Annotated in this window: 12 protein-coding genes; 4 read left to right on the plus strand and 8 right to left on the minus strand. The window is 60.2% G+C overall.

Going from position 1 to position 16,778, the window contains the following annotated elements; translation table 11 throughout:
* Position 1 precedes the first annotated feature (1 nt).
* Both BW979_RS17005 and BW979_RS17010 read left to right on the plus strand, forming a co-directional pair.
* Positions 2–1,282, plus strand: coding sequence for a hybrid sensor histidine kinase/response regulator (locus tag BW979_RS17005; protein ID WP_047229103.1), 1,281 nt, complete (start codon positions 2–4; stop codon positions 1,280–1,282).
* A complete protein-coding gene (locus BW979_RS17010) occupies positions 1,275–1,652 on the plus strand; it encodes a response regulator (protein WP_047229102.1) in 378 nt (125 codons plus the stop codon). Before BW979_RS17005 ends, BW979_RS17010 begins: the two co-directional genes overlap by 8 nt.
* A 103-nt stretch (positions 1,653–1,755) precedes the next feature.
* On the opposite strand, the gene BW979_RS17015 is transcribed toward BW979_RS17010, so the two are convergent.
* The 8 genes from BW979_RS17015 to BW979_RS17050 form a co-directional block, all read right to left on the minus strand.
* Positions 1,756–3,426 (minus strand): ATP-binding protein, encoded by a 1,671-nt coding sequence (locus BW979_RS17015; RefSeq protein ID WP_047229101.1) that lies wholly within the window; start codon positions 3,424–3,426, stop codon positions 1,756–1,758.
* Positions 3,423–4,925 (minus strand): ATPase domain-containing protein, encoded by a 1,503-nt coding sequence (locus BW979_RS17020; RefSeq protein WP_076384603.1) that lies wholly within the window; start codon positions 4,923–4,925, stop codon positions 3,423–3,425. The genes BW979_RS17015 and BW979_RS17020 overlap by 4 nt, the downstream gene beginning before the upstream one ends.
* A gap of 153 nt (positions 4,926–5,078) precedes the next feature.
* Positions 5,079–6,134 carry a HEAT repeat domain-containing protein gene (locus BW979_RS17025; RefSeq protein ID WP_076384605.1) on the minus strand — a complete coding sequence of 352 codons (1,056 nt, stop codon included), beginning with the start codon at positions 6,132–6,134 and terminating at the stop codon, positions 5,079–5,081.
* 286 nt (positions 6,135–6,420) lie between these two features.
* A complete protein-coding gene (locus BW979_RS17030; RefSeq protein ID WP_076384607.1) occupies positions 6,421–7,842 on the minus strand; it encodes an efflux transporter outer membrane subunit in 1,422 nt (473 codons plus the stop codon).
* A complete protein-coding gene (locus tag BW979_RS17035; protein WP_047229097.1) occupies positions 7,839–11,018 on the minus strand; it encodes an efflux RND transporter permease subunit in 3,180 nt (1,059 codons plus the stop codon). The genes BW979_RS17030 and BW979_RS17035 overlap by 4 nt, the downstream gene beginning before the upstream one ends.
* 15 nt (positions 11,019–11,033) lie before the next feature.
* A complete protein-coding gene (gene mexE / locus BW979_RS17040) occupies positions 11,034–12,287 on the minus strand; it encodes a multidrug efflux RND transporter periplasmic adaptor subunit MexE (RefSeq protein ID WP_076384609.1) in 1,254 nt (417 codons plus the stop codon).
* Between the two features lie 208 nt (positions 12,288–12,495).
* On the minus strand, positions 12,496–13,260 hold the full coding sequence (locus BW979_RS17045; RefSeq protein WP_076386646.1) for a substrate-binding periplasmic protein: 765 nt from the start codon (positions 13,258–13,260) through the stop codon (positions 12,496–12,498).
* 164 nt (positions 13,261–13,424) lie between these two features.
* The gene (locus tag BW979_RS17050; RefSeq protein ID WP_076384611.1) at positions 13,425–14,300 is read right to left on the minus strand and encodes a LysR family transcriptional regulator; all 876 of its coding nucleotides are present in this window, start codon (positions 14,298–14,300) and stop codon (positions 13,425–13,427) included.
* A gap of 102 nt (positions 14,301–14,402) precedes the next feature.
* Between BW979_RS17050 and BW979_RS17055 the strand changes: the two genes are divergently transcribed.
* Positions 14,403–14,828 (plus strand): VOC family protein, encoded by a 426-nt coding sequence (locus tag BW979_RS17055; protein WP_076384613.1) that lies wholly within the window; start codon positions 14,403–14,405, stop codon positions 14,826–14,828.
* Between the two features lie 232 nt (positions 14,829–15,060).
* The gene (locus BW979_RS17060; RefSeq protein ID WP_076384615.1) at positions 15,061–16,776 is read left to right on the plus strand and encodes a type I secretion system permease/ATPase; all 1,716 of its coding nucleotides are present in this window, start codon (positions 15,061–15,063) and stop codon (positions 16,774–16,776) included.
* Positions 16,777–16,778: the final 2 nt, after the last annotated feature.

Here is a 16,778-nt window from a genome sequence, read left to right on the forward strand (position 1 = left end):
CATGCCAAGAGATATTCAAGCCAAACTGCTGATCGTCGACGATCTGCCAGAAAATCTGTTGGCCCTGGAAGCGCTGATCAAACTCGACGGCCGCCAGGTTTTCAAAGCGCTGTCGGCCGATGAGGCGCTGTCCTTGCTGCTGCAACACGACTTTGCCCTGGCCATCATCGATGTACAGATGCCGGGAATGAACGGCTTTGAACTGGCCGAGCTGATGCGCGGCACGGAGAAGACCCGCAGCATTCCTATCATCTTTGTCAGCGCCGCCGGCCGTGAGCGCAACTATGCCTTCACCGGCTATGAAAGTGGCGCGGTGGACTTCCTGCACAAGCCGCTGGACAACCACGCCGTCAAAAGCAAGGTCAATGTGTTCGTCGAGCTGTATCGCCAGAGAAAGGCGATGAAGGAGCAGGTCATAGCACTGCAGGAGAGCCGCCGCGAGCAGGAGGCCTTGTTGCAGCAGTTGCAGGCTACTCGCAGCGAGCTGGAACAGGCGGTTCGCATGCGTGATGACTTCATGTCGATCGTTGCCCACGAGGTCCGTACGCCTCTCAACGGCCTGATTCTCGAGACGCAACTGCGCAAGATGCACCTGGCCCGGGACAACGCCGCCGCCTTCAGCCTGGATAAGGTGCAAGCGATGGTTGAACGCGACGAGCGCCAGATCAAGAGCCTGATCCGGCTGATCGAGGACATGCTCGACGTGTCGCGGATTCGTACTGGCAAATTGTCCATTCGGCCAAGCCGCTTCAACCTGACGACACTGGTTGAAAACCTGCTGCGCAACTTCCAGCCGCAGATCGCGGCGGCCGAATGCACATTGACGTGCTCGACCGAGCCGTCGGTGGAGGGACAGTGGGATGAGTTTCGTATCGAACAAGTGGTGTCGAACCTGCTGACCAACGCCTTGCGCTACGGCGGGAAAAGCCCGATCGAGGTGCGCGTCTACAAAACGCCTGACCATGCTTGCGTCGAAGTCCAGGATCACGGTATCGGCATCAGCGAGGAAAACCAGCAGCGCATCTTCCAGCAGTTCGAGCGGGTGTCGTCCAAAGCCGTCGCATCCGGTCTGGGCCTGGGGCTATTCATCTCCGAGCAGATTGTGACCGCCCATGGCGGTACTATTACGGTCAATAGCCGCCTCAATGAAGGGGCGTTGTTTCGCGTCTGCCTGCCTTTGCAGAAAACGGTCCTGGCCAAAACCGTCGAACAGACGCAACCTCTGAGTGACCCTACGGTCGTATCAGCAGCTATTGATCGAACAAAGGCTTCTCATGAGTGAAGATGCGCAAGACGTTGTACTGATCGTCGAGGATGACCCGTCGATCCTGATGGTGTTGTCGGCCTACCTGTCGGGCGAGGGGTATCGAGTGCTGCAGGCCGAAAACGGTGAGCAGGCGTTCGAGATCCTCGCCAGCAAGCCCCACCTGGACATGATGATCACCGACTTCCGCCTGCCCGGTGGTATCACCGGCGTGCAGATCGCTGAACCGGCGGTCCGGTTGCGACCCGACCTGAAAGTCATCTTTATCAGCGGTTATGCCCAGGAAGTGCGCGACACCGACAGCCCCATCACCCGCAAGGCGCCGATCCTGGGCAAACCGTTCGACCTGGATGTGCTGCAGGACATGATGCGGACGATGTTGTCCTAGGCCTGTAAAAGCAGGGTGCAGGGCGGGATTTTGTGGGAGCAGGCTTTGCTGCCACAAAATCCTTGATCACGGGCGCACGGTCGGCTGATATCCGGGCATTGCCTCAAACCTTGATCATCTCCCGCACCTTGGCCGTCAACAGGTCAAAGGTGAACGGTTTGGTGATCATCTGCATGCCTGGGTCCAGGAAGCCGCCGCGCACCGCCGCATGCTCAGCATACCCGGTGATGAACAGCACCCGCAGGTCCGGGCGAATCTGCCGGCCGATTTCCGCCAGTTGCCTGCCGTTCATGCCTGGCAAGCCCACGTCACTGATCAGCAGATCGATGCGCTGGCTTGACTGAAGGATCGGCACCGCGCCGTCAGCATCGGCTGCTTCGACGAAGGCATAACCCAGCTCGCTCAGTACGGCGCTGACCAGCACCCGCACCGCCGGGTCGTCCTCGACGATCAGCACGGTCTCACCGTCTTGTGCGTACGGAGCGTGTTGTGTATCGACCCGTGGTTCGTGAACCTCTTCACCGACGAAACGCGGCAGATAGAGGCTCACGGTTGTGCCTTTGCCGACTTCACTGTCAATCGTCACGTGACCACGCGACTGCTTACTGAACCCATAGATCATCGACAAGCCCAGCCCGGTGCCCTGGCCGATCGGCTTGGTGGTGAAAAACGGGTCGAACGCACGATTGATGACCGCTTCGGGCATTCCGCAACCGGAATCCTGCACACTCAGCACGACGTAATCGCCCGGCTCCAGGTTGGTATAAGCCTGGGTGAAGTCGGCATCCAGGTGTTGATTGAGCGTCTTGACCACCAGTTGCCCACCGTCGGGCATTGCGTCCCGAGCGTTGAGTACCAAGTTGAGTAGGGCGCTTTCCAGTTGGTTTGGGTCGGCTTCGGCGATCCAGAGCTGGTCGTCCAGTTCCATGTCCAGCCGGATACTCTCGTTGAGGCTGCGCTGCAGCAGCTCGCCCATGGACAGCACCAGGGTATTCATCTGCACCGCTTTTGAGTCCAGCGATTGGCGGCGGGAGAAGGCCAGCAAACGATGCGTCAGGCCGGCTGCGCGATTGGCCGATGTCACCCCCAGGTCGATCAGGCTGTCCAGATCCTCGGTGCGGCCTCGGGCCAGGCGCCGGCGCAACAGTTCGAGGCTGCCGATGATCCCGGTGAGCATGTTGTTGAAGTCATGGGCGATCCCCCCCGTGAGTTGCCCGACCGCTTCCATTTTTTGCGACTGGCGCAAGGCCTCTTCGTTGTGGCGCAGTTGGGCCGTGCGTTCTTCCACTTGTTGCTCAAGGGTCTCCAGGGTGGTTTGCAGGCGCAGCTCGCTGTTGCTCAGGTCGATCAGCCGGTCTCGGGCTTCATATTGCCTGCGCCGGCCCCGCAGGGCGGTGGTGACCACGCTGACCAGGGTTATTGGGTGAAAAGGGCGCTCGAGGAACGTTACGTTGCCCAACTGAGTGCCGATACGCGCCGCCGGGTTCTGTTCCGGCCCGCCGTGGTGGGTCAACAATACGATTGGCAAGTCTGACCAGGCCGGTTGCTCTTCGATATGCAACAACAGCGTTTCCAGCTCCGGCCCGACCAGGGCTTCGGAGGAAATCACCAACAGGCCGGCGCCGTGCTCCAGCTCTTCGCACAAGTGGCCCAGATGCTGGCAGATAAGGCCGCCGAAGCCGGCTTCGCGCAGGATCATCAGGGCGATCTGGCTGTCGCGCCCCAGCGGTGCGAGGATCAACGCCCGCTCCGACAGGGGCTCGACCAGCGTCACTGTTGATCATCCTTGAGCAACGGATTATCCGCTCCCATATAGTTCGGCACCCCACGCAATACCCCCTGGAATGCTTCCAGCGGCTCGCCGATGGTCATGCCCTCGCTGCTGATGCGGTATTCGCGAATAGTGGATTCATGGCTACCGGTGCGTTTCTTGATGATGGAGATCGCTCGACGAACTTTGCCCAGCGCTTCGAAATAACGCAACAGAATCACCGTGTCGGCCAGGTAGGTAATGTCCACCGGGGCCTGCATATCGCCCACCAGACCGTGTTGCGCAACGGTCATGAAGGTCGCAGCGCCCCTGCGGTTCAGGTAGAGCAGCAGTTCATGTACGTGCAGCACCAAGGCGTTTTCTTCCGGCATGGCGGCCTGGTAGCCATTGATACTGTCGATCACGACCGTCTTGATGTTACCTTCATCGACGCAACGGCGTACCCGATGGGAGAACTCACCGGGAGACAGCTCAGCGGCGTCCACCTGTTCGATCACCAGGTTGCCGGTTCGTCTCAGCGCTTCCAGGTCGATACCGACGTTCCTCATGCGCTCGAACAGCAAGCCCAATTCTTCATCGAAGATGAACAGCGCGGCTTTTTCGCCACGCTGCACGGCGGCTGCAGCGAAAATCATCGAAATCAGCGACTTGCCGGTGCCGGCCGGGCCCAGGATCAAGGTGCTGGAGCCTGTCTCGATGCCGCCGCCCAGCAAGGCGTCCACGCCATCGAGTCCGCTGGACAGTTGTTGGCGCAGGTATTGCCCGCGGTGTTCGGCGGCTACCAAGCGTGGGAAGACATGAATGCCGTCGCCCATGATGGTGAAGTCGTGAAAGCCGCCACGGTATTTCTGCCCGCGATACTTGACTACCCGAATGCGTCGCCGCTCGGCGCCGTAATTGGGTGTCAGTTCTTCCAGGCGAATCACCCCATGGGCGACGCTGTGCACGGTCTTGTCCAGGGACTCGGTGGTCAGGTCATCGAGCAGCAGTACCGTGGCGTCGTAGCGCACAAAGTAATGCTTGATCGCCAGAATCTGCCGGCGATAGCGCAGTGAGCTTTGCGCCAGCAGGCGAATCTCCGACAGGCTGTCGAGCACCACCCGGGTCGGCTTGACCCGCTCGACCACCTCGAAAATCTGCCGGGTCGCTTCCCCCAGCTCCAGGTCCGAGGAGTACAGCAGGCTTTGCTGATGCTCGGCGTTGAGCAGGCTCTCAGGAGGGGTAAGCTCGAAGATATGCACGTTTTCGTCGATCATCCAACCGTGGGACGCCGCGCCCTGGCGCAACTCACGCTCGGTTTCCGACAGGGTGATGTACAACGAACGTTCGCCGGCCTGGGCACCGGCCAAGAGGAATTGCAACGCGACCGTGGTCTTGCCAGTCCCGGGTTCCCCTTCCAGCAGGAACACATGGCCGCGGGACAAGCCACCGGAAAGGATGTCATCCAGCCCTTCGATACCGGTGGCGGCTTTAGCGCTGATCAACTCGTTAGATGTAGACAAAAAAAGCCCTCTCATGACTAGGGAAGTGGGCAGCAGGCTGGAGTACGCCTGAAAATGAACTGCCTGAACACTTGACCTTTTGCCGTGATCACGGTTCCGCTTTCGTTGATAAAACGAGGTGTACTGCTCAATTTTCTGGCATCGGGGAAACGCCTACAGGCCTTGCTGCAGCGCCGGATCATCGGGGTTGAGTTGCTCCAGTTGCGCCAACAGGATCTGCACATTCTGCAACTGCCCGGACTCCTTCCAGTAGTTGATCAGCAGCACCCGCGCCCTGCGATCAGCCGGGTAGCGCTGGACGATTTCCTGTAACTGTTTCTGCGCCGCTTCCAGTTCCTGTTCGGCATACAAGGTGGTTGCCAGGTCATAACGGTAATGTCGGTTTTCGGGCTCAAGCTCCACGGCTTTTGCCAAACCAAGCAGCGCGTACTCCGCCTGGCCATGGTGCAGCAGCCACAGACCCAATGCATGTTGCAGATAAGCCGACTCCGGCTGGTTTTTCAACTGTTGGGCAAGCAATTGACGTGCAGCGTCGGCCTGGCCCTGTTTGTCCAGCACGTCGATCTGCATGACCAGCGCTGGCAGGTTGTCCGGTTGCAGGCGCAGGACTTGTTCCAGCGCCAACTGAGCCTTTTTCAGTTCAGCGTTATGCAGATGCAGCCGGGCCAGCTGATAGTGGGACTCGGCGGTTGGTGGACCGTCTTCAAGCATCTGCTCCCACATACCGATGACAAGCTGCATAGGCCCGAAGTACAAACCAAGCTCATCCGGCGATAGGCCCAGCAACGCGTTCACTGCGGCGAAGCGGACGCTTGGGTCTTGATCTTCGAGCAACGGCCCCAGCAACAGGCTGCGTTGGCCGGTCGGCACCAGCCCGCTGATGCTGCCGATGGCCGCTCGACGCACATCCGGCGACTCGCTGTGCAGGTCCGCGTCCGCCAGTTTCAGGGCTTGGGGGCTTGGGTAGTTCGGTAGCTCGGCGTGCAGCCATACCCGGCGCTTGGGCGACAGGTCCGGGCGACCCAATTGTTGATAGAGCATCCGCGCCGCCCCTGGCTGCCCATTGCGTGCGTGCTCAAGGGCTTCACTGTAGCCACGCTTGATTGCCTCGGGAATTTGCGGCGTGGTGCTGCGTAGCCACATTGCGACTAGACCGATTACCAACAGGACGGACAGGCTGAGCAACAGATAGCGGCGAGGCGAGGGCATGCAGGTAGTCCATAACCAGGAAGCGTGAAATGCCGCAAGCTTCGGTCAGGTGCGGGCTTGAGTCAAACCTTGAAAGAATCTGCAGATAACCCGGTGGGAGCGAGCCTGCTCGCGATAGCGGTATATCAGTTGGCATTTGAGTTGACTGACCCAGCGCCATCGCGAGCAGGCTCGCTCCCACCGGGCGTTTGCAGCAGGCAAAAAAAGCCCCGCGTCCAACATGGGAGGCGGGGCGAAAATTTGGTTGGTTGCGGCCAACCAAAGGAGCTCGGTTGAATGAGGTCGGTCAGTTGCTGGCTACGGTTTCCGGTTGCCAGCCACCGCCTAGGGCCTTGTAGATCGCGACAATGCCGCGATACAGGTCCACTTCGGCCTGGGCCTGAGTGTCCTCGGCGGCCAGGCGCTCACGTTGGGCATCCAACAGGACGAGGAAATCCTCGGTGCCTTCGCGATAGCGGACTTCAGCCAGATCAGCGGCGGCTCGGCTCGATTCGCTCTGCCGGATCAGCGAAATCAGGCGTTGTTGGCGCTTGCCGTAGTCGCTGAAGGCATTTTCCGATTCCTCCAGGGCCAGCAGCACTTGCTGTTCGTAGGTCGCCAAGGCGCCGTCCGCCTCAGCGTCGGCACCGCGCAGACGCGCCCGCACACTGCCCAAATCGAAGGCAGCCCAGGTGATGCTTGGCCCCAGCGCCCAGGCATTGGCCGCCGATGAGCCGATCTGCGAACCGCGCCCGGCGGTAAAGCCCAGGAAACCGCTGAGGCTGACCCGTGGGAACAGATCGGCCTTGGCCACGCCAATGCGCGCGGTGGCGGCAGCGAGTTGGCGCTCGGCGCTGAGAATGTCCGGGCGACGTTGCAACAGTTCACCCGGATCGCCAATCGGCAGGGCCTTGGCGATGGCCGGAAGCTGTTTGGGACTCAGGTCCACACTCAGTTTGTCCGGGCGCTCACCCAGCAAGGTAGCGATGCGGTTGCGCTGGCGTACCTGTTCGGCCTGCAACTGCGGCACGCTGGCTTCGACCGAGGCCAGGCGCGCATCGGCACGGACCACGTCGAGCTGATCGCCGACGCCGGCATCACGCAGGCTTTCGGTGATCTTGCGCGACGCCTGCTGGTTCTCGAGGTTTGCCAGGGCGATTTTTTCCCGCAGTTGGGCGCCGCGCAGTTGACCGTAGGCGTCCACCAGTTCGGCGATCATTGTCACCTGCAACTGGTAGAGATCGGCTTCGACCGCCTGCTGATCGGCATCGGTGGCTTCCAGGTTGCGCTGGATGCGTCCGAACAGATCCAGCTCCCAGGCCATGTCCAGGCCAAGGTCATAGCGTTCGGTGCTGACCCGGTCGGTGGTCTGCCCCGGAATCTGGCCTTTGCCCAGGTTGCTGCTGGCGCGGCTGGTGATGGTCGGCATGACGTCATTGCTGGCGTCGTCGCGTATCGCTCGGGCTGCTCGCAAACGGGCGAACGCCACGCGTAACTCGCGGTTGCCCTCCAGGGAACGGGTGACCAGCGCGTTGAGCGTCGGGTCTTCGAACTGCTGCCACCAGATCCCTTCGAAACGGGCACGGTCGAAATTCTTCTGGCCGGCGGCACCGTCGGTGGCGGTGGTGATGTTCGCCGCCTCCGTTTGCGGTGCCTTGTAGTCCGGGCCTACGGCGCAAGCACTCAAGGCCAGTACCAGCAGGCTCGGCACAAACACTTTCAAACTCATTGTTGCGCCTCCAGTTTCAACGCCCGGGCCGCTTTGCGGGCCTCGCTGCGCTCGACGAAGTTGCGGATCAGTACATAGAACACTGGCGTGAGCAGCAGACCGAAGAAGGTCACCCCGAGCATGCCCGAGAACACCGCGACACCCATGGCATGGCGCATTTCAGCACCTGCACCGCTGGAGAAGACCAACGGCACCACGCCCATGATGAACGCGAAGGAGGTCATCAGGATCGGCCGCAGACGCAGGCGGCAGGCCTCCAGCACCGCAGCCAGGGGGTTCATGCCCTCGAGCTGTTTATCCTTGGCGAACTCAACGATCAGAATGGCGTTCTTACAGGCAAGCCCCACCAGTACGATCAATCCGATCTGGGTAAAGATGTTGTTGTCGCCGCCGGAAAGAATTACCCCGGTAATGGCCGACAGCAGGGTCATCGGTACGATCAGGATCACCGCCAGCGGCAAGCTCCAGCTTTCGTACTGTGCCGCCAGCACCAGGAACGCCAGCAGGACACAGAGCGGGAACACGAACAGCGCGGTGTTGCCCGAGAGAATCTGCTGGTACGTCAGGTCGGTCCACTCGTAAGTCATGCCGTTGGGCAATTCGTCCTTGAGCAGTTTCTCGATGGCTTTTTCAGCCTGGCCGGAACTGTAGCCCGGGGCAGCGGCACCGTTGATTTCCGCAGTGATGAAGCCGTTGTAGTGCATTACGCGGTCAGGTCCCGAGGTGTCGCTGACCTTGATGAAGGTCGCCAGCGGGATCATCTCGCCACGGTTGTTGCGCACCTTGAGCTGGCCAATCTGGTCCGACTCCAGGCGGAACTGTTGCTCGGCCTGAACGTTGACCTGATAGGTGCGGCCAAAGCGGTTGAAGTCGTTGGCATACAGCGAGCCCAGGTAGATCTGCAGGGTGTCGAAGATGTCACTGACGGCCACGCCGTGGGTCTTGGCTTTTTCACGATCGATGGCGGCATCGACCTGCGGCACGTTCACCGTGTAGCTGGTGAACAGCCCGGCCAGTTCCGGCACGTTGTGGCTCTTGGTGATGATGTTCATGGTTTCTTTGTACAGCTCGTCGTAGCCCAGGTTGCCCCGGTCTTCGATTTGCAGACGGAAACCACCGATCGTGCCCAGGCCCTGTACCGGCGGCGGCGGGAAGATCGCCATGTAGGCTTCCTGGATTTCCGAGTACTGGCCGTTCAAGGCCCCGGCAATGGCCCCGGCAGACATGCTGGGGTCCTTGCGCTCGTCGAAGGGCTTGAGGGTGACGAACACGATGCCGGCGTTCGGACTATTGGTGAAGCCGTTGATCGACAGGCCAGGGAAGGCCACGGCGCTTTCGACGCCCGGCTGCTTGAGGGCCATGTCCGACATACGCTTGATCACGTCTTCGGTGCGGTCCAGGCTCGCGGCATCCGGCAGTTGGGCAAAGGCCACCAGGTATTGCTTGTCCTGGCCGGGTACGAAACCGGTCGGGGTGTTGGAGAACCCGAAGAACGTCAGCACCATCAGGCCTGCGTACACCAGCAGGGCGATGCCGCTGCTGCGGATCACGCGGCCAACTGTGCCCACGTAGCTGTGACTGGCACGGTCGAAGAAGCGGTTGAACGGACGGAACAGCCAGCCACCGAATATCTTGTCCAGGAACCTGGAAAAACGGTCCTTGGGCGCGTCATGACTCTTGAGCAGCACTGCGGCCAGGGCTGGCGACAGGGTCAGGGAGTTGAATGCCGAGATCACCGTGGAAATGGCAATGGTCAAGGCGAACTGCTTATAGAACTGCCCAGTCAAGCCACTGATGAACGCCGCCGGTACGAATACCGCGCACAACACCAGTGCCGTGGCGATGATCGGCCCGGTCACTTCGCCCATGGCGCGTTTGGTGGCTTCCACCGGAGTCAGTCCCAAGCCGATGTTGCGTTCGACGTTCTCCACCACCACGATGGCGTCGTCCACCACGATACCGATCGCCAGTACCAGCCCGAACAGCGAGAGCGCGTTCAGCGAGAAGCCGAACAGATGCATCACGGCAAACGTACCGATCAGCGACACCGGCACGGCCACCAGCGGAATGATCGAGGCGCGCCAGGTCTGCAGGAACAGGATCACCACCAGTACCACGAGAATCAGCGCTTCGAAGAGGGTGTGAACCACCGCCTCGATGGAGCCGCGCACGAAGATCGTCGGGTCATAGACGATGCTGTAGTCCATTCCCGCCGGGAAGTTCTGCTTGAGTTCGTCCATCTTGGCGCGAACATCGTTGGAAATCTGGATGGCGTTGGAGCCGGGGCGCTGGAAGATCGGGATCGCCACCGCCGGCTGGTTGTCGAGCAATGAGCGCAGGGCGTATTGACTGGAGCCCAACTCCACTCGTGCGATGTCTTTGAGGCGGGTAATTTCACCGTCCTCGCCGGAACGGATAATGATGTTTTCGAACTCTTCCTCATTCACCAGGCGCCCCTGGGTGTTGATCGAGAGCTGGAATGCCTGGGCATTGGGTGCCGGAGGCGCGCCCAGGGCACCGGCGGCGACCTGACGGTTCTGTTCGCGGATGGCGGTGACCACGTCGGTGGCGGTCAGGTTACGCGAAGCAGTCTTGTTCGGGTCAAGCCAGACCCGCAGGGAATAGTCCCCCATGCCGAATAGCTGCACATCACCCACACCGCCCAGGCGCGCCAGCTCATCCTTGATGTTGAGCAGGGCATAGTTGGACAGGTAAAGCATGTCGTAGCGCTGGTCCGGCGAGGTCAAGTGCACAACCATGGTCAGGTCGGGCGATGCCTTGTCCACCGTGATGCCGATCCGGGTGACTTCTTCCGGCAACTTGGGTTCAGTCCGCGTGACGCGGTTCTGCACCTGCACCTGGGCGTTGTCCAGGTCGGTGCCCAGCGCGAAGGTGATGGTGAGGGTGATCTTGCCATCTGCGGTGGATTGCGAGGACATGTACAGCATGTTCTCGACGCCGGTGATGGCTTGCTCCAGGGGCGCGGCTACGGTTTCGCCGATGACCTTGGGGTTGGCGCCCGGGAAGTTGGCGCGCACGACCACGGTCGGCGGCACGACTTCCGGGTATTCGCTGATCGGCAACTGGAACAGTGAGATGGCGCCGGCGATCAGGATCAGCAGCGAAAGCACCGCTGCGAAGATCGGCCGCGAAATGAAGAACTGGGAAAATTTCATCTTGAGTTCAGTCCCTTAACCGCGTGGGGTCGCTGCGGCCAGTTTGCCTGCCGATCCGGAAGCAGCCTTGGCAGGCGCGACTTGGGGCAGGTTGCTGGCTTCGAGCGCTTTTCGTTGTTGTGCCAGGGCGGCAATGGTTTCTTCGCTGGCCATCGGCACGGTTTCAGGCGTGACTGGTGTACCGGGGCGAGCGCGTTGCAGGCCCTTGACGATGATGGTGTCGTCCTTGCTCAAGCCGTTGCGCACGATGCGCAGGCCTTCGATCTTCGGTCCCAGCTCGACAGCGCGGTAGGCCGGCTTATTGTCGGCGTCCATCACCAGCACGAATTTCTTGCCAAGGTCGGTGCCGACGGCTTCGTCGTTGATCAGCACGGCCGAGTAAGTGCCGCTGCCCACCAGTTTCAGCCGGGCATACAGCCCAGGGGTGTAGGCGCCATCCTTGTTGTCGAACACCGCGCGACCACGAATGGTACCGGTCTGTGGATTGACCTGGTTGTCGATGAAATTCATATGGCCCAGGTGCGGATTACCTTCCTCGTTGGACAGGCCCATGTAGACCGGAGTGGCCTGACCACGCTGGCCTTCGCGGGCGAGGCGGGTGTACTTGAGGAAGACGCGCTCGTCGGCATCGAAGTAGGCGTAGACCTTGTCGGTGGACACCACGCTGGTGAGCGGCGTGACATCGGCGGTCACCAGGTTGCCGGCGGTGATGTCCGCCCGGCTGACGCGACCGCTGATAGGCGAAGTGACCCGGGTGAAGCTCAGGTTCAGTTTGGCCAGGTCCAGTTGTGCCTGGATCGCCGCAGCGGCAGCGCGGGCTTCCTGGGCAGCACTGGTACGCGAATCTGCCAGCTCGGCGGAAATGGCATTGCTCAAGCGCAGGCGCTCGCCACGCTTGGCTTCGTTCTCGCTACGGGTAGCCGTCGCTCGGGCCTGGGACAACTGGGCTTCGAGGCGACGCACTTCAGCCTGGAAGGGACGCGGATCGATCTGGAACAACAGGTCGCCTTTCTTGACCAGAGCGCCTTCGGTGAACGCTACGTTATCGATCTGTCCTGAAACGCGGGGTCGGATCTCAACGGTTTCAGGTGCCTCGAGGCGCCCGGTGAATTCGTCCCACTCGTTGACCGGCTGCTCCAGCACCTTGGCCACACTGACTTTGGCCGCCGGCATGGAAGCCGCCGTATCTGGGGTCTTGCCGCATGCACTCATCACCAGCACCGCCATCAGTGCCAGGGGAAAGCGCAATTTTGAAAGTGAATATTCCATGGATAGCATCCGCCAAGAGTATTGAGATGGGCGGATGATGCGTGGGGAGGCGGTGAGGCACGAATCGAATGAAGCAAAGGTAACTATCATTCGGAATGATATAAGACATCGCCCAGCGCTCTAGCTGAGGGCTTTCGTTAGGCGGCTATCAATTGCGTTGATGTCCCTTCAGGTTGCCAGATGCACCGAATTACCTGCGTGAAGAACGCTACTGCGGCAGATAGCGGTCATGGATGCGCTGGATTTCGCCGCTGGCGCGAAGGCTTTCAACGGCCGCCCGCAGCTTCTTGACCATTTTCGGGGAGCACCGTTTGGAGCAGGCCAGATAGAGATCGGCACTGCTATTGACCGGGCTCATGAGCAGTTCGCGCTTGGACACCTTGGGCCAGATATACCGACTCTCAGGGACGCCGTTGAACCAAGCGTCGATACGTCCCATCAAGAGCATCTGGGCGGGGTTGTCGCCAATGACCAGCGGGTAGATCTGCTCATCGCTGAACCCTTCGGTGCGCAGGATCTCCTGCTGCGCACTTCCCAGGCCGACGCCGATCTTGCGGTAGGTTTGCCGGGCTTCGGCGAAACTGCTCACTTGCCGGTCGAGGGTGAAGAAGGCGCGTTCCATGGGCATGACCGAAGCGATCCAGGTAAAGCGATCCTCGCGTTCCGGCGTGCGCGACAAGGGCGCGATCAGGTGATTGCGCTGTTCGCTGACGTGCTTCTGTGAGCGGGCCCAAGGAAGGATATGGAACTGCACGGTATACCCGGCCTTGGTCATGGCCGCTACGGCAACATCGCCGACAATTCCGTGCCCCTTGGGGTCATCGACAAACGTCAACGGCGGCGCGTCCAGAATGTGCAGTTCAATCGTCAAAGGTGCGGCGTAGGCGCTACAGACAATCAGCGTCGGCAGCACCAGGCATAGGCGCGAGAGTGCTTTGGTACGGCCTTCCAATACGCGTTTGATCCAGCTCATGATCGATACTTCAGGCATTGAAAGTGATGCGCCATTCCAAACCCACGGCGCCAGAAACATCATCCTGCGATGTTCACCACGGCTTTTTTATTGTTGCCTATCAACGCTGTCGGCCTGACTGCGTGTATCTGAAGGTATAGATCATTCGGTCGACAAAAGCTTTTTTACTCAGAACCGGTCCTGGCTTGTTCGGCAATCAGTTGAGCCAAAGTCCGCACCGGTTCGGTGAGGCTTTGTCCCGACCGATGCACCAGTCCGATATCCCGATGGAAGGTGTGCTGACCAAGGTCCAGGGCTCTGACACCCGCCGGCCAGTCATGGGCCGATGTTTGCGGGACCAATGCCACTCCCACACCGTTTTCAACCAGCTTGATGATGGCCTCCAGTTCATCCAGTTCACACACCTCGCGCACGGTGAAATGCATTTGCCGCAGGAAACGATCCACCTGCCGGCCACCGAATGAAGCACGGTCATATCGAATGAATGGAAGGCTGGAAAGGAGTGTCGCCCAATCTTCCCCTGGCACTTCGCGGGCAACGATCAATCGATACGGCTCAAGTGTCAGGGTCGTCCAGCGCAGGTCGCTCTGAAGCGAGAAGGGCGGACGGATGATGGCCGCCATGTCGATTTCGCCAGCGTCCACCAGATTGACCAGCTCCATCGACAGCCCCGGCAACACCCGAGTACGGCACTGAGGGCATTGCTGATGGAACCTGGCCAAAGCGTCCGGCAAATAGGAACGCTGAACGGACGCAATGGCGCCGATGTTCACTAGGACATTGGTCGCAAGTTCGGCGGTGCCGCAGCCCAGGTTGTCGTAGAGGCGCAGCAACTCTTGTGCCTGCAAGAGCACTTGGTGGCCCTTGCGGTTGAGGTGCGCCGAGCGTCCTTTCCTGTCGAATATCTCGAAGCCCAGCTGCGCCTCCAGACGCTGGATTTGCGCGCTCACGGCGGCCTGTGTGAGGCCGATCCTGTTCCCGGCCGCAGCGAAAGTGCCTTCCCGTGCGACGGCGAGGAGCGTCTTGAGTTCTTTAATCATTCACAAATATTAATTGTGTTTCTAAGCAATATATATTGATTTTTCCGCCTGTAGCGCCGCTCTACGATGGCCTCACCCAAAAAGCACAAAAAAGGAGTCCTGATGAACCTCTCTCCCTTCCACTTGGCAATCCCGGTTTACGACCTCGCTGGCGCACGCACCTTTTATGGTGAAGTGTTCGGACTGCAAGAGGGGCGCTCCAGCGCCCACTGGGTCGATTTCAACTTTTACGGCCACCAGTTGGTGATCCATGAGCAGCCAAAAACCGCGGCCCAGGAAAGCGTTCACAGCAACCCGGTGGACGGCCATGACGTACCTGTTCCTCATTTCGGCATCATTTTGGGCTGGGAGGAATGGGAAGCACTGGCCGAACGCTTGAAATCCTTCGGTACCCAGTTTGTGATTGAACCCTACATTCGCTTCAAGGGGCAGGTGGGTGAGCAGGCGACGATGTTCCTGTTCGACCCTTGCGGTAACGCGCTTGAATTCAAGGCGTTCAAGGATATGAGCCAGTTGTTCGCAAAGTAGTCCAGCCAGAGGTGGGCAGGCGCAGAGGTGGGGCGACAAAGATGTAAGAACAGGCGATGGCGATCCTTTGAGGGTACCCTTCAGAACCGCACACACATGCCGATACAGCGCGCGTAGATCCTGATTGCGCAAGCGCTTCAGAGGGGGTCGCCCCCAATACTCAAGGCGTATGTGCGCCTGTACCCACTAGGTTTTCGCAGGTCTGCCCATCAGCGGGCCTCAGGTAAGAATCATGTCAGCCCACCCCAGGACCGAGCTGGAAGGTGCCCTTGCCCTATGCAAAGGCAGTTTTCTTTGCGTCGGTTTTTTCAGTTTTTTCGTCAATTTGCTGATGCTGGTTCCATCGTTCTACATGTTGCAGGTGTATGACCGTGCAGTAGGAAGCGCCAGCCAGTCGACTTTATTGATGCTCACGCTGATCATGTTGCTGTTGATGATCACGATGGGCGGCCTGGAGTGGGTTCGTTCGCGGATTATGGTACGAATCAGTACTCGCCTGGACACGCTGCTGGGCCAGCGTCTGTTCGACGCCAGTTTCAAGCGGGCACTCAACACCAACGGCATGAATGCCACCGCCCAGCCGTTGAGCGACCTGAACGCCTTGCGCCAGTTTCTGACCGGTAACGGCTTGTTTGCCTTTTTCGATGCTCCGTGGATTCCGATCTACCTGGCGGTGATGTTCATTTTTCATCCATGGTACGGGTGGATGGGGGTCGTGAGTGCGGTGATGCTAGGGGCGTTGGCGTTCATCAACGAGAAGCTCACTCATGCACCGTTGCAGGCGGCCAACCGCGAGCAGATCGCGGCTACCACCTTCACTAACAAGAGCCTGCGCAATGCCGAAGTGGTCGAATCCATGGGCATGCTTGCAAGTCTGCGTCAGCACTGGAACGGGCAAATCCATAAGGTCCTGACCTTGCAAAGCCTGGCCAGCGACCGCGCCGCGACCATGATGGCGATGTCCAGGACGTTCCGCCAGATTGTTCAGTCGCTGATGTTGGGCCAGGGCGCCTACTTGACGATCAATCATGAGATTTCGCCCGGGCTGATGATTGCCGGCTCCATTTTACTGGGGCGCGCCCTGGCGCCTATCGATCAGTTGATCGGCGTCTGGAAAGGCTTTCTTGGCGCACGCTCGCAATATGCCCGATTACACGAGTTGCTGGTCAAGATCGCCGCCGAGCCTGAGCGCATGTCGTTGCCCGCACCTGAAGGGGCGATTCGCGTCGAGGGGCTTTCAGTGGGGTCCCCGGACAATCGCAAGCCGATTATTCGCGGCGTGGACTTCCAGGTGGCCGCTGGTGAAGTGGTGGGGATCATTGGTCCCAGCGGCGCAGGAAAGTCGACCCTGGCCAGGGCGTTGCTGGGGATCTGGCCAAACCTGGCCGGAACCGTGCGCCTGGACGGTGCAGACATCAGCCAATGGCGCCGGGACGAACTGGGCCAGTACATCGGCTATTTGCCCCAGGACATAGAACTGTTCGAGGGCAGCATCAGCCAGAATATCTCACGCTTCGGCCCGGTGAATGCGCCTGCAGTGGTCGCCGCCGCGCGCATGGCCGGTGTACATGACCTGGTGCTGCAACTGCCCGATGGCTACGACACCTTGATTGGCGCCAATGGCGGTGGACTCTCTGGCGGCCAGCGGCAACGCATCGGGCTGGCCCGCGCCTTGTACGGCGAGCCGCGTCTGGTGGTACTTGACGAGCCGAACTCCAATCTGGATGACGCTGGAGAAAAAATGCTCGCCGAAGCGCTGCAGAAACTGCGGCAGAATCGGGCCACGGTGTTTGTCATTACCCATCGTTCCGGGGTGTTGGCGCAGGTGGACAAACTGCTGGTTCTCAATCACGGCGAGCTGAGTCTGTTCGGGCCGCGCGACAAGGTCCTGGCACGGCTACAGGGCGCGACGCCGACGGCCCACCAGGCTGCCGCGGTTGAATCGTAGGG

This window comes from Pseudomonas sp. A214 (assembly GCF_900156295.1).
Taxonomy (GTDB): domain Bacteria; phylum Pseudomonadota; class Gammaproteobacteria; order Pseudomonadales; family Pseudomonadaceae; genus Aquipseudomonas; species Aquipseudomonas rhizophila.

Excerpts from the sequence above, each read along its gene's own strand:
- BW979_RS17055 (WP_076384613.1), top strand. The coding sequence starts at position 14,403 with ATGAACCTCTCTCCCTTCCACTTGGCAATCCCGGTTTACGACCTCGCT.
- mexE (WP_076384609.1), bottom strand. The coding sequence starts at position 12,287 with ATGGAATATTCACTTTCAAAATTGCGCTTTCCCCTGGCACTGATGGCG.
- BW979_RS17025 (WP_076384605.1), bottom strand. The coding sequence starts at position 6,134 with ATGCCCTCGCCTCGCCGCTATCTGTTGCTCAGCCTGTCCGTCCTGTTG.
- BW979_RS17010 (WP_047229102.1), top strand. The coding sequence starts at position 1,275 with ATGAGTGAAGATGCGCAAGACGTTGTACTGATCGTCGAGGATGACCCG.
- BW979_RS17030 (WP_076384607.1), bottom strand. The coding sequence starts at position 7,842 with ATGAGTTTGAAAGTGTTTGTGCCGAGCCTGCTGGTACTGGCCTTGAGT.
- BW979_RS17045 (WP_076386646.1), bottom strand. The coding sequence starts at position 13,260 with ATGAGCTGGATCAAACGCGTATTGGAAGGCCGTACCAAAGCACTCTCG.
- BW979_RS17035 (WP_047229097.1), bottom strand. The coding sequence starts at position 11,018 with ATGAAATTTTCCCAGTTCTTCATTTCGCGGCCGATCTTCGCAGCGGTG.
- BW979_RS17005 (WP_047229103.1), top strand. The coding sequence starts at position 2 with ATGCCAAGAGATATTCAAGCCAAACTGCTGATCGTCGACGATCTGCCA.
- BW979_RS17050 (WP_076384611.1), bottom strand. The coding sequence starts at position 14,300 with ATGATTAAAGAACTCAAGACGCTCCTCGCCGTCGCACGGGAAGGCACT.
- BW979_RS17060 (WP_076384615.1), top strand. The coding sequence starts at position 15,061 with ATGTCAGCCCACCCCAGGACCGAGCTGGAAGGTGCCCTTGCCCTATGC.